This is a genomic window from Actinokineospora bangkokensis, assembly GCF_001940455.1.
Lineage (GTDB): Bacteria > Actinomycetota > Actinomycetes > Mycobacteriales > Pseudonocardiaceae > Actinokineospora > Actinokineospora bangkokensis.
The window spans coordinates 723,636-736,058 of the sequence record NZ_MKQR01000009.1; the positions used below are offsets into that span (position 1 = coordinate 723,636).

Annotated in this window: 10 protein-coding genes; 3 read left to right on the forward strand and 7 right to left on the reverse strand. The window is 74.5% G+C overall.

Features of this window, described 5'->3' with window-relative positions; genetic code table 11:
- Positions 1-2: 2 nt before the first annotated feature.
- Positions 3-578, reverse strand: coding sequence for a DUF3090 domain-containing protein (locus BJP25_RS11080; RefSeq protein ID WP_075974713.1), 576 nt, complete (start codon positions 576-578; stop codon positions 3-5).
- A gap of 102 nt (positions 579-680) precedes the next feature.
- Between BJP25_RS11080 and BJP25_RS11085 the strand changes: the two genes are divergently transcribed.
- Both BJP25_RS11085 and BJP25_RS11090 read left to right on the forward strand, forming a co-directional pair.
- Positions 681-2,615 carry a S9 family peptidase gene (locus BJP25_RS11085; RefSeq protein ID WP_075974714.1) on the forward strand — a complete coding sequence of 645 codons (1,935 nt, stop codon included), beginning with the start codon at positions 681-683 and terminating at the stop codon, positions 2,613-2,615.
- Positions 2,612-3,529: a S66 peptidase family protein gene (locus BJP25_RS11090; protein ID WP_075974715.1), complete on the forward strand. Its 918-nt coding sequence runs from the start codon at positions 2,612-2,614 to the stop codon at positions 3,527-3,529. The genes BJP25_RS11085 and BJP25_RS11090 overlap by 4 nt, the downstream gene beginning before the upstream one ends.
- A gap of 27 nt (positions 3,530-3,556) precedes the next feature.
- Here the strand turns inward: BJP25_RS11090 and BJP25_RS11095 are convergent, their stop codons facing one another.
- On the reverse strand, positions 3,557-4,195 hold the full coding sequence (locus BJP25_RS11095) for a TetR/AcrR family transcriptional regulator (RefSeq protein ID WP_075974716.1): 639 nt from the start codon (positions 4,193-4,195) through the stop codon (positions 3,557-3,559).
- A gap of 100 nt (positions 4,196-4,295) precedes the next feature.
- Here BJP25_RS11095 and BJP25_RS11100 point away from each other — a divergent pair, with 100 nt between their 5' ends.
- Positions 4,296-5,222, forward strand: coding sequence for an NADP-dependent oxidoreductase (locus tag BJP25_RS11100; RefSeq protein ID WP_075974717.1), 927 nt, complete (start codon positions 4,296-4,298; stop codon positions 5,220-5,222).
- A gap of 61 nt (positions 5,223-5,283) precedes the next feature.
- On the opposite strand, the gene mptB is transcribed toward BJP25_RS11100, so the two are convergent.
- The 5 genes from mptB to BJP25_RS11125 all read right to left on the reverse strand — a co-directional run bounded on the left by mptB (position 5,284) and on the right by BJP25_RS11125 (position 12,383).
- A complete protein-coding gene (gene mptB / locus BJP25_RS11105) occupies positions 5,284-6,879 on the reverse strand; it encodes a polyprenol phosphomannose-dependent alpha 1,6 mannosyltransferase MptB (RefSeq protein ID WP_233158001.1) in 1,596 nt (531 codons plus the stop codon).
- A 148-nt stretch (positions 6,880-7,027) separates the two neighbouring features.
- A complete protein-coding gene (locus tag BJP25_RS11110; RefSeq protein WP_084793873.1) occupies positions 7,028-8,710 on the reverse strand; it encodes a dipeptide ABC transporter ATP-binding protein in 1,683 nt (560 codons plus the stop codon).
- Positions 8,711-8,715: 5 nt separating this feature from the next.
- Positions 8,716-9,600: an ABC transporter permease gene (locus BJP25_RS11115; protein WP_075974718.1), complete on the reverse strand. Its 885-nt coding sequence runs from the start codon at positions 9,598-9,600 to the stop codon at positions 8,716-8,718.
- Positions 9,597-10,628, reverse strand: a complete 1,032-nt coding sequence (locus tag BJP25_RS11120; protein ID WP_084793874.1) for an ABC transporter permease — start codon at positions 10,626-10,628, stop codon at positions 9,597-9,599. The genes BJP25_RS11115 and BJP25_RS11120 overlap by 4 nt, the downstream gene beginning before the upstream one ends.
- Positions 10,629-10,631: 3 nt before the next feature.
- A complete protein-coding gene (locus tag BJP25_RS11125; RefSeq protein ID WP_233158002.1) occupies positions 10,632-12,383 on the reverse strand; it encodes an ABC transporter substrate-binding protein in 1,752 nt (583 codons plus the stop codon).
- Between the last annotated feature and the right edge of the window lie 40 nt (positions 12,384-12,423).

The following is a 12,423-nucleotide window of genomic DNA, read 5'->3' on the forward strand; positions in this document are numbered from 1 at the left end:
GGCTAGTCCTCTTCGCTGCGCCGGTACCCGTTCTGCCTCGGGCAGACGTGGCCCTCCGGGTCCAACGGCTCCGAGCACAGCGGGCAGGGCTTGCGCCCGGCGTTGACCACCCGGTCGGCGCGGCGGGCGAACGCGCGCGCCTCGGTCGGGGTCAGGAACACCCGCACCGCGTCCGGGCCCTCCTCGGTGTCGTCGAGCACCACCGACTCGTCGACCTCGCCCTCGGTGGCCGCGAGCAGCTCGATCACCACCGCCCGGGTCTCGGCGTCCCAGCCCAGGCCCATCGTGCCCACCCGGAACTCCTCCTCGACCGGCACCTGCAGCGGGTCGGCGTCGACGGCATCGGCGGCGTCGGCGGCCACCGCCTCGCCGACCTCGGCGCCGAAGCGGCGGTGCACCTCCTCCAGCAGCGAGCCGATGCGCTCGGCGAGCACCGCGACCTGCTGCTTCTCGATGGTCACCGACACGGTGCGGGCGCTCTCCACCGCTTGCAGGTAGAAGACGCGCTCGCCGGGCTGCCCGACGGTCCCCGCGATGAAGCGGTCGGGCTGGCGGAAGACGTGGATCACACGGGCCATGGCACCTCCGAACCTAGTGCACGCCGCTGATCTGAGCAGACCGTGCCTCCCTGACGGTTAACCGTATCGGTCCGCCCACCGGTACTCGGTAGGGTCCCTCCTGTGGTGAAGATCGCGCCGTACGGCACCTGGACCTCCCCCGTCACCGCCGCGGACGTCGCCGACCCCGGGGCCGCCCCGAACTGGGTGCGCCGCTTCGGCGACGAGGTGTGGTGGACGCTGGCCAAACCCGACGAGGGCGGGCGCTCCACCCTGGTCCGCCAGGCCCCCGGGGGCGCGGCCACCGAGCTGCTGGGCCCGGGGTGGAACGCCCGCAACCGCGTCCACGAGTACGGCGGCACCCCCTACACCGTCGTCGGCGGGCGGGCGGTGTTCACCAACTGGGCCGACCAGCGCGCCTACCTGCTCGACCCCGGGTCCGAGCCGGTGGCGCTGACCCCCGAGCCCGACCGCCCGCAGGGGCAGCGGTTCAGCGACCTGGTGCCGGGCCCGGACGGGGCGTCGGTGTGGGCGGTGCGCGAGACCGCCACCGGCGACCGGCCCACCGACGTGGCCCGCGACCTGGTGGCCATCGCCCTCGACGGGTCCGGGGTGCGGTCGCTGGGCGCCTCCCACCACTTCCTCACCGCCCCCCGCCCCAGCCCCGACGGCCGGTTCGCGGCGTGGATCGGGTGGGAGCACCCGAACATGCCCTGGGACGGCACCGAGCTGTGCGTGGCGCCGCTCACCGCCGAGGGCACCCTCGGCGTGCACCGGGTCGTGGCCGGCGGGCCCCAGGAGTCGGTGTGCCAGCTGGAGTGGGAGGCCCCCGACTCGCTGCTGGCGCTGACCGACCCGGACGGGTGGTGGAACCTGCACCGGGTCTCCCTCGACGGCACCGTGACCAACCTCGCCCCCGGCGAGCACGAGATCGGCGGCCCGCTCTGGCAGCTGGGCCGCCGCTGGTTCGGGGTCCTGGGCCGGGGCCGGTTCGCCGTGCTGCGCGCGGGCGGGCTCGCCGTGCTCGACGAGCGCACCGCCACCATCACCGACGTCGAGACCGACGTGCCGCTGTGGTCGGACCTGGGCGCCGGGACCGATGGGGTGGTCACCGCGGTGGGCTCCGGGCCCCGCGAGGCCGCCGGGGTGGTGCGCCTGGACCTGTCCACCGGCGAGCTGACCCGCCTGGGCGAGCCGGGGCAGCCGATCCCCGACCCCGCGTGGCTGCCCGAGCCGGTGCACCGCAGCTTCGCCGCCGCCGACGGCCGCGCCATCCCCGCGCTGGTGTACCCGCCCACCAACCCCGACTTCGCCGCCCCCGAGGGCGAGCTGCCCCCGTACGTGGTGCACGTGCACGGCGGGCCCACCGGGTCCAACGGGACCGCGCTCAACGTCGGGTTCGCCTACTTCACCAGCCGCGGCATCGGGGTCGTGGCCGTCGACTACGGCGGGTCCACCGGCCGCGGCCGCGCCTACCGGGAGGTCCTCAACGGCCAGTGGGGGGTGGTCGACGTCGCCGACTGCGCCGCGGTGGCCACCGCGCTGGCCGCCGAGGGCACCGCCGACCCCGCCCGCCTGGGCATCCGCGGCGGGTCCGCGGGCGGGTGGACCGCAGCGGCGTCGCTGACCACCGTCGACACCTACGCCTGCGGGGTGGTCCAGTTCCCCATCCTCGACCTGTCCGGGTGGACCGCCGACGGTGGCGAGACCCACGACTTCGAGTCCCGCTACACCGAGAACCTCGTCGGCACCCTGCCCGAGCACGCCGACCGCTACCGCGAGCGCTCCCCCATGCACAAGGTGGCCGCGCTGGCGGGCCCGGTGCTGCTGCTGCAAGGGCTGGAGGACCGGATCTGCCCGCCGGAGCAGGCCGACCGGTTCAACGCCGCCCTGGACGGGTCGGGCACCCCGCACGCCTACCTGACCTTCGCCGGGGAGCAGCACGGGTTCCGCAAGGCCGAGACGATCATCGCCGCGCACGAGGCGGAGCTGTCGTTCTACGGCCAGGTCCTCGGGTTCACCCCGCCCGGGGTGCCGGTGCTGGAGCTGCGCCGGTGAGCCGCACCGCGCCCCGGCGGCTGCGCCCCGGCGACACCGTGGCCGTGATCGCCCCCGCCGGGCCGGTCACCCCCGAGCAGCTGGCCGAGGGGGTGGCGGTGCTGGAGTCCTGGGAGCTCGACGTGCGGGTGGGCGAGCACGTCCTCGACCGCCACCCGGACCTGCCCTACCTGGCCGGGCGCGACGCCGACCGGGCGGCGGACTTCCGCGACGCCTGGTGCGACCCGCGGGTCGCCGCGGTGTTCTGCGCCCGCGGCGGGTACGGCTCGCACCGCATGGTCGACCTGCTGGACTGGCCCGCCCTGGCCGAGGCGGGCCCGAAGCTGCTGGTCGGCTCCTCGGACACCACCGCGCTGCACACCGCGGTCGGGCAGACCCTGGACCTGGTGACCCTGTTCGCGCCGATGATCTCCACCCGGGCGTTCGACGCCGAGGCCCGCAGGCACCTGCACGCCACCCTGTTCCACCCCGAGGAGGTCACCACCCTCATCGGCCCGGCGACGACCTCCACCGGGCACGAGCGGGCCGAGGGGGTGCTGGTCGGGGGGAACCTGAGCCTGCTGGCCGCCGAGGTCGGCACGCTCGACGCGCTGCCCCCGCCGGACGGGTCGATCCTGCTGCTGGAGGACGTCGACGAGCAGCCCTACCGGATCGACGGGATGCTCACCCACCTGCTGCGCGCCGGGTGGTTCACCGGGGTCGGCGGCATCGCCCTGGGGTCCTGGCAGGGCTGCGGGGAGCTGGCCGAGGTCAAGGCCGTGGCGCAGGACCTGCTCGCGTCGCTGGGGGTGCCGGTGCTGTGGGAGCTGGGGTTCGGGCACTGCCCGAACGCGCTGACCGTCCCGCTGGGCGCCACCGCGGTCCTCGACCCCGACGACGCCACCCTGACCCTCAAGGACCCGGCCCTGTCTTGATCCCGGCCCCCGCGCCCGCCGCCCGCTTCAGAGGTCGGTGGCGGGCCGGGGGCGCAGGACCTCTGTGGCGGCCAGCGGCACCGGTGGGGGCATGGGGTGGTCGCTGCGGGCCCCGGCGAGGAACCAGGCCACGAGCCTGCGGGTGGCGGCCGTGGCGGTGGCGGGGTTGTCGGAGACGAGCCCGTTGTTGGCCATCAGCAGCATGAGCACGTCGTCGAGGGTGAAGTCGGCGCGCAGCCCCCCGGAGCGCTGGGCGCGGGTGATCAGCTCGGCGGTGGCGCGCAGTGCGCGGGCGCGGTGGGTGGTGAAGTCCAGGACGTCGGGGTAGGCGCGCAGCAGCGCCGCGGTCAGGCCCCGGTCGAGGGTGCGCATCCCGGCCAGGCGGGTCACGGCGGTGGCGAACCCCTGCCAGGGGTCGGGGTCGGCCAGGCCGTTCTCGGCGATCACCGCGCAGGCGGTCATCCGCTCGGCGAAGGCGGCGGCGACGAGGTCGGACTTGGTGGGGAAGCGCCGGTAGAGGGTGGCGGCGCCGACTCCGGCGCGGCGGGCGATGGTGGCCATGGGGGTGTCCAGGCCGCGTTCGGTGAAGGTCTCGCGGGCGGCGGCGATGATCCGCTCGCGGTTGTCGCGGGCGTCGGCGCGCAGCCGAGAGCCGGGGGCGCTCATGTCTCCCACTTTACGAGCGGGCGGAACACCCCGGTCGGCGCGACCGCTGGACGGGGTGGCCGGTCACCCGCGGCCACCCCGATCCCTTGGAGGAGCGACCGTGTTCGCGTTGCGCTACCACCGCCTCGGCGGCCCCGACGTCCTCGGCGTCGACCAGGACGTGCCCGAACCTCACCCCGGTCCCGGGCAGGTGCGCGTGCGCGTCGCCGCGTCCGGGGTCACCCCCGCCGACTGGTACCTGCGCACCGGGCGGCTCGGTGAGCTGGCGTCGGTGCCGCTGCCGCACATCCCGGGCATCGACGGCGCCGGGGTCGTCGACGAGCTCGGCGCGGGTGTGGAGGGGGTGGCGGTGGGCGATGAGGTGTTCGGGGTGGCCGAGCTGTCCCGGTTGGGCGGCACGGCGGCGCAGTTCGCGGTGCTGGCGCACTGGGCGCCCAGGCCCGCGGGGTGGTCGTGGGAGCAGGCCGGGGGCGCGGGCGGCAACGTCGAGACCGCGACCAGGGTGCTGGACCTGCTGGGGGTCGGCGCCGGGCACACCCTGCTGGTCGAGGGCGCCGCCGGTGGGGTGGGGACGATGGCGGTGCAGCTGGCGGTGGCCCGGGGCGCGAAGGTCATCGGCACCGCCCGCGAGCCCAACCACGACCTGCTGGTCGACCTCGGCGCCATCCCCACCACCTACGGGCCCGGTCTGGCCGGGCGGGTCGCCGGGCACGCGGTCGACTTCGTGCTGGACGCGGCCGGGTCGGGGAGCCTGCCGGAGCTGGTGGCGGTGGCCGGTGACCCGGCGCGGGTGGTGTCGGTGGCCGACTTCACCGCCCCCGAGCACGGGGTGCACCTGTCGGCGGTCGGCTCCCCCGAGTGCGAGGCGGGCGGGGCCTACCACGGGTTGCGCACGGCGGTGGAGCTGGCCGGGCAGGGCAGGCTGCGGGTGCCGGTGGCGGCGGTGTTCCCGTTCGCCCGGGCGGGCGAGGCGCACGCGCTGTCGGAGTCGCGCCGGGTCCGCGGCAAGGTCGTCCTGGTGCCCTGAGCCGGGTGGACGCGCGAACGCCCCCGGGGTGTGCTCCCGGGGGCGTTCGCGGACGGGTCTGTCAGACCTTGGCTGTGGTGTCGGCTGGCGGGGTGTCGGCCGGTGGGGTGTTGACGTCGACCAGTTCCTCGCGGCGGTCGGCGAACAGGCCCAGCGGGTCGACGCGCAGCAGGGAGAACCCGGCGAGCACGGCCGCGGCCAGGGCGCAGGCGATGAACGGCCAGTTGTAGAGCATGTCCTCCCCCGCCGGGGAGTAGGTCAGCACCAGGAACACCGCGGCGGCGACCAGGATCGCCAGCTGCCGCCGCTGCCAGGGCAGCGCGGCGGCGATCACGAAGCCCCAGGTCAGGTACCAGGGCAGGGTGGCGGGCGAGAGGACGGCCACGGCGAAGAGCACGAACGCCATGCGGCGCACCGCGTCGGAGCCGCCCGCGCGGGACAGCCACCACTGGCGCACGCCGATGGCCAGGAACGCCAGGGCGCCCAGGACGCGGGTGGTGTTGACGAACCACGACTTGTTGGTGTCGACGAAGACGTTGACGACGGTGTTGACCGCCTCACCGACCGCGGTCGGGATGGACAGCCAGTTCACGATCATCGTCGGCGCCTGCAGGGCCTGGATCCAGCCGAGGTTGACCCCGGCGACCAGGGTGACCGCGGCGAAGGTCGCGACGAAGGTGGCCACGGCCAGCGCCCCGGCGCGCAGGAAGTTGCGGGTGTTGAACCCGCGGGTGGCGCCGCCGAGGTGCGCGGCCCACACCAGCACCAGGAACGGCAGGGCGATCGCGGCGGTGGCCTTGACCGCCACCCCGAGGGTGACCAGGAAGACGCCGAGGACGTGCTTGCGGTCGAGCACGCACAGGGTGCCCGCGGCCAGGAACCCGACCATGAGGATGTCGTTGTGCGGGCCGCCGACGAGGTGGACCACGGTCATCGGCCCGGCGATGGCCAGCCAGTAGGTCGTGGCCAGGTTCCCGCCGAGGTGGCGGACCAGGCCGGGCAGCGCCCACAGCAGCAGCCCGAGGCCGATCATGAGCACCAGGCGCATGAGCACGACCCCGGCGATCATGTTGCTGCCGGTGACGGCGGCGACGCCCTTGGCGAGCAGGATGAACATGGGGCCGTAGGGGGCGGGGGTGGTCTGCCAGAACGGGTGGACGTTCTGCACCACCGACTGCATGTCCAGCACGATCGGGCCGACGACGTAGGGGTCGTGGCCGAACAGCGGCAGGGTGCCCTGGGCGATGTAGGAGAACACGTCGCGGGTGAACACCGGCGGGGACACCAGCAGCGGCGCGATCCAGCACCCGGCGGCCAGCAGCACGGTGCGGGGGGCGACGCGCCCGGCGAGCACGTGGCGGCCCAGCCGCACCCACGCCCACACCACGAGGGAGAACCCGAGGTAGAGCACCCCGGTGGCCAGCATCTGCCCGTGGCCGTAGCGCAGCCACGACAGGGGGCCGTGGCCCAGGACGGGGTCGTGGACCAGGATGCCCGCGGCGCCGAAGGCGCTGATGAGGATGAGCAGGCTGCCGAGAGTGCCCAGCGCGATGGTGCGCTTGGGCAGCGGGCCGGTCCGCTGCTCGGTCGGGTCGGTGGTCCCGACGTCGGCGGTTGTCAGCTTCTCTGCGTTCTCAGCGACCAAGGACTCTTCCACGGTGGGCACGGTTCGTTCGGGGGCTCCGCCAGCCGTCGGCGGTTCAAGGGGAGAGGTTACACAGGGCGCCCGAGGCGGTCGCGCGCTACGGCCGTTCCGGTGGCACCTGGCGCGTGCCCCTGGTCACACCGGGTAGCGGAGGTGGTGGTCACCGGTGGTGCTCCCCGGTGGGGGTGGTGGGGTCGGGGACGGCGGCGAGCAGGGCCCGGGTGTAGTCGTGGGCGGGGTCGGTGAGGACCTGCTCGACCGGTCCGGTCTCCACGACGCGGCCCTGGTGCATGACCGCGACCCGGTCGGCGATGTTCCAGGCCAGGCCGAGGTCGTGGGTGATGACGAGCGCGGCCAGGCCCAGGCGGGCGCGCAGGCGCAGCAGCAGGGCCAGCACCTCCCCGCGCACGGAGGCGTCGAGGGAGGCGACGGGTTCGTCGGCGACGAGCAGCCGGGGGGCCAGGGCGAGGGCGCCCGCGATGACGACCCGCTGGCGCTGCCCGCCGGAGAGCTCGTGGGGCAGGGCGGTGAGGTAGCGCTCGGCGGGGCGCAGTTCGGCGTCGTGCAGTGCGGCGCGGACGAGGTCGGCCTCGTCGCCGGGGACGCGGTGGATGCGCAGGCCCTCGGCGACGGCCTCCTGGACGGTGTGGCGGGGGTTGAGGGCGCTGGTGGGGTCCTGCAGGACGAGCTGGACCTGGCGGCGGTGGGCCTTGAGGGCCTTGGCGCGGGTGGGCACCGGTGCCCCGTCGAACAGGACCTGCCCGGAGTCGGGGGCCTGCAACCCCAGGACGGTGCGGGCGAGGGTGGTCTTGCCGGAGCCGGACTGCCCGACGAGGGCGACGACCTCCCCGGCGCGCACGTCGAGGTCGACACCGTCGACGGCGGTGGTGCGGCCGAAGGTGACGCGCAGGTCGCGCACCGACAGCAGGGTGGGGCCGATGGCGTCGGTGCCCGGCGGGGGCGCTTCGCCGGTGGTGGCGGGGGCGTAGCGGGAGGCGGGGTCGCCGATGGTGGGGAACGCCGCGGCCAGCGCCCGGGTGTAGGGGTGGGTGGGGGTGGTGACCAGGGTGCGGGCGTCGCCCTCCTCGACCACGACCCCGTCGCGCATGACGGCCAGGCGGCGGCAGGTGGCGCCGAGCACGGCCAGGTCGTGGGAGATCAGCAGCAGCCCGATGCCGCGGTCGCGGACCAGGCGGGTGAGCAGGTCGAGGACCTGGGCCTGGACGATGACGTCGAGGGCGGTGGTGGGTTCGTCGGCGATGATGAGCCGGGGGTCGCAGGCCAGCGCCATGGCGATCATGACGCGCTGCTTCTGCCCGCCGGAGAGCTGGTGGGGGTAGGCCTGGGCGCGGTCGGCGGGCAGCTCGACCTGGGCGAGCAGTTCCCGCACCCGGGCCCTGGCCTGGGCGGGGGTGGTGCGCGGGGAGTGCACGAGCAGGGGTTCGGCGATCTGGTCGCCGATGCGGTGCACGGGGTTGAGGGCGTGCATGGCGCCCTGGAACACCACCGACGCCCCGGCCCAGCGGACCGCGCGCAACCGGCCCCAGGACATCGTGCGGGTGTCCTCGCCGTCGAGCAGGACCTGCCCGTCGACCTCGGTGCCGGTGGGCAGCAGGCGCAGCACGGACATGGCGAGGGTGGACTTGCCGCACCCGGACTCCCCGGCCAGGCCGAGGGTGTCCCCGGCGTCGAGGGTCAGGTCGACCCCGCGCACGGCCTCGTGCCCGGAGGGGTAGCGCACGCGCAGGTCGCGCAGCCGCAGCAGCGGCGCGCCCGTCCCGCCCGCGCTGTCGGGGTCGGGGGTGGCGGGGTCGGGGGTGGCGGTGGTGCCTGGGGTGGTCATGGGGGTCAGCGCTCCCGGAGGCGGGGGTTGAGCACGGACTCCATGGCGCGTCCGCAGAGGGTGAAGGCGAGCACGACCGCGGCGATCGCCACGCCGGGGGGCAGCAGGTACCACCAGGCCCCGGCGGTGATGGCGCCGGAGTTGAACGCCGAGCGCAGCATGCTGCCCCAGGACACCGCGGTGGGGTCGCCGAGGCCGAAGAAGGCCAGGGTGGACTCGGCGACGATGGCGGTGCCCACGGCGAGCACGGTGTTGACGAACACCAGCGGCAGCACCCCGGGCAGGACGTGGTGGGTGATGACGTGGCGGTGACCGCCGCCGAGGGCCTTGGCGCGCTCGATGTAGGGGCGGGCCTCGACGGTGAGGGTCTGGGCGCGCACCAGGCGGGCCGCCGAGGGCCAGGAGGTGACGCCGATGGCGAGGATGATCGTGCCCAGCCCGGCGCCGAGCACCGCGGACAGGGCGATGGCCAGCACCAGCGAGGGCAGCACGAGGAAGAAGTCGGTCAGCCGCATGACCACCGCCGCCCCCCAGCCGCCGAAGTGGCCGGTGAGCACGCCGACGAGGGTGCCGATGGCCACCGAGAGCAGGGTGGCGGAGAGCCCGACGAGCAGGGAGATGCGGGCGCCGAGCAGGGTGAGCTGGGCGACCGAGCGCCCGGACTCGTCGGTGCCCAGCCAGTAGGCGCCGGAGGGGCCTGCCAGGCGGGGCCCGGTGGCGCGGGTGACGTCGACCCCGGTGGGGTCGGTGAGCACGGGGGCGAGCAGGGCGAGCGCGACGATGGCGGCCAGCACGCCGAGGCCGACGAGCCCGGCGCGGTGGCGGCGGAACTCGGCCCAGGCGGCGGTGGCCGCGGCGCGGCGGCGGGTCCAGGCGGGTCCGGGGCTCATGCCGCGCGCACCCGGGGGTCGAGGACCCGGTAGAGCAGGTCGGCGAGCAGGTTCATGGCCACGACGGCGGCGGCGAGCACGAGGAAGGTCCCTTGCAGGAGGAAGACGTCGTTGAAGCGCAGCGCCTCGTAGGTGAGCAGGCCGAGGCCGGGCCAGGAGAACACGGTCTCGACGGTGACCGCGCCGGAGACGACCAGCCCCAGGTGCAGGAACACCAGGGTGACGGTGGGCAGCAGGGCGTTGGGCACGGCGTGGTGGCGGCGGACCCGGTCGTCGCGCAGGCCCTTGGCGCGGGCGGTGAGCAGGTGGTCGGCGTGCATCTCCTCCACCAGCGAGGACCGCATGACCAGTTGGTACTGGGCGTAGACGACGGCGACGAGGGTGATCAGGGGCAGCACCATGTGGTGGGCGGTGTCGACCGCCTGCGACCAGAAGTCCGGTGGGGTGTCGGGGTAGGTGATGCCCCCGGAGGGGAACAGCCCGCGGGTGACCGACAGCAGCAGCAGGCCCAGCCAGAACGTCGGCGCCGACCACAGGGTCAGGGCGATGCCGGTGGAGACCCGGTCGAACCGGGACCCGCGCCGCCACGCCGAGCGGGTGCCCAGCCACAGCCCGAGGGCGACGGCGATGAGGGTGGCCACGCCGACCAGCAGCAGGGTGGGGCCGACGCGCTCGCCGATCTTCTGCGCCACCGGCACCTTGAACTGGGCGGAGGTGCCCAGGTCGCCGTGCAGCAGGTTGCCCGCGTAGCGCAGGAACTGCTGCCACAGCGGCAGGTCGAACCCGTACTGGCGGCGCAGGGCGTCGGCGCCCTCGGGGGTGACCGGGGCGCCGCGGGTGAGGATGCGCACCGGGTCGCCGGGGATGAGCACCCGGAACAGCACGAACCCGAGCACGGCGATCAGGGCGAGGCTGACCAGGGCGGCGCCGAGCTTGGTGGCGGTGTAGCGGAGCAGCCCGCCGCCCCCGCCGCCGCCCCGGGTGGGGGCGGCGGCGGGGTCCTCGACGGGGGTGAGCGCGTCGGTCACGGGTTACTCGCGCTCGTCGGCGGTGGCCCGGCGGCGGCGGGCGAGCACGACCACGACCGCGGCGCCGACGACGACGACCGCGCCGATGACCACCCACACCAGCGTCGACGACGAGGACGACCCGGCGGCCTGGGCCTGCGGGGTGGCGGAGTAGTAGCCCCAGTAGGACTGCTGGTTCATGATGAACCCGCCCGGGTCCGGGGAGATAGTGAACGGGGCGAACCGGTCGGAGCGGTAGGCCTCCAGGGCGTTGTCGTAGGTCAGCACCACCATGGGGGCCTGGTCGTAGAGGATGGCCTGCATGCGCTTGACGACCTCGGCGCGCTTGGCGGTGTCGAACTCGCTGCCCTGCTGGGCGTAGAGCCGGTCGTACTCGGGGTCGCAGAAGAACGTGTCGGGGGTGGCGCCCTTGCCGTCGGCGTTGGGCCGCGACGCGCAGGTCTGCAGGGACAGGATGTAGTCGGGGTCGGGGTTGCCGTTCCACCCGGAGTAGACCAGGTCGAAGTTGCCCGCGGTGGTGTCCTCGTTGAGCTTGTTGTCCGAGGCGGACTGGGCGGTCACGGCGATGCCGATGTCGCGCAGCCACCCGGTGATGAACGGGGCGGACTGCTCGTCGAAGGCCTTGCCGGAGTGCAGCAGCAGCCGCAGGGCCAGCGGGCGGCCGCTGGCGGGGTCGACGCGCACCCCGTCGCCGCCCCTGGTGTACCCGGCGGCGTCGAGGGCGGCGTTGGCGGCGGCGGGGTCGAACGCGCGGGCCCGGTCGCCCTCGGGCTGGTAGTGGTAGGTGGCGAACAGCGGGGGGACGTACCCGCTGCCCTGTTCGGCGTAGCCGCCGGAGACCTTGTCCACGAGGGTCTTGGTGTCGATGGCCTGGGCGATGGCGCGGCGCAGCCGGGCGTCCTTGAGCGCGGGGTGCCCGTCGCCGATGGGTTGGCCGGTGGCGGTGGCGGCGCCGGGGTTGAGGACCAGTTCGTTGAACCGCTTGCCCTTGGCGTTGTTGCGGGTGATGGACCCGTCACCGGCGAGGGCGTCGAACTGGGTGGGGGTGAGGTTGTTGACCAGGTCGACCTCGCCGTTGCGCAGCGCCTGCACGGCGGCGTCGGCGTTCTTGTAGTAGACGAAGTCGAGGTTGTCGATCTTCGGGGCGCCGCGCCAGTAGTTCTTGTTGGCCGCCAGCCGGGTGTACTGGGACTCCTTGAACTCGGTGATGACGAAGGGCCCGGACCCGACCATGGGGAAGCTGGGCTCGGCGCCGACGTCGGCGGACTTCCACACGTGCTCGGGCACGATGGGGATGTCCAGGGCGGTCATGGTGGTCTGCGGGGCCTTGGTCTTGACCACGACGGTGGTGTCGTCGGGGGCGGTGACCGACTCCCACCCGGCGATGTAGCTGCTGTTGGCGGTGCGCGCGGTCTCGTTGCCGAGCATGAGGTTGAACGTGAACGCCACGTCCTTGGCGGTGATGGGCTGCCCGTCGCTCCACTTGGCCCCGGAGCGGATGGTGTAGGTCCAGGTGAGCTTGTCCGCCGAGGGCTCCCACTTGGTCGCCAACCCCGGTTCGGGGCTCATGTCCTTGGCCGAGGCGGCGGTGAGCTCCTCGAACGTCGCCCGCAGGATGTCGGTGCCGGTGCGGGTGGAGGACAGGAAGGGGTTGAGCGAGTCGACCTCCTGGGTGACCGCGATCCGCAGGGTGTTGCCCTGCTGGGCGGTGGCGGGGGAACCGAGCCCCGGCACCACCACGGTCGCGGTGAGCACCGCCACCGCCGCTAACGCCGACCGTCTTGCACGCACCGAG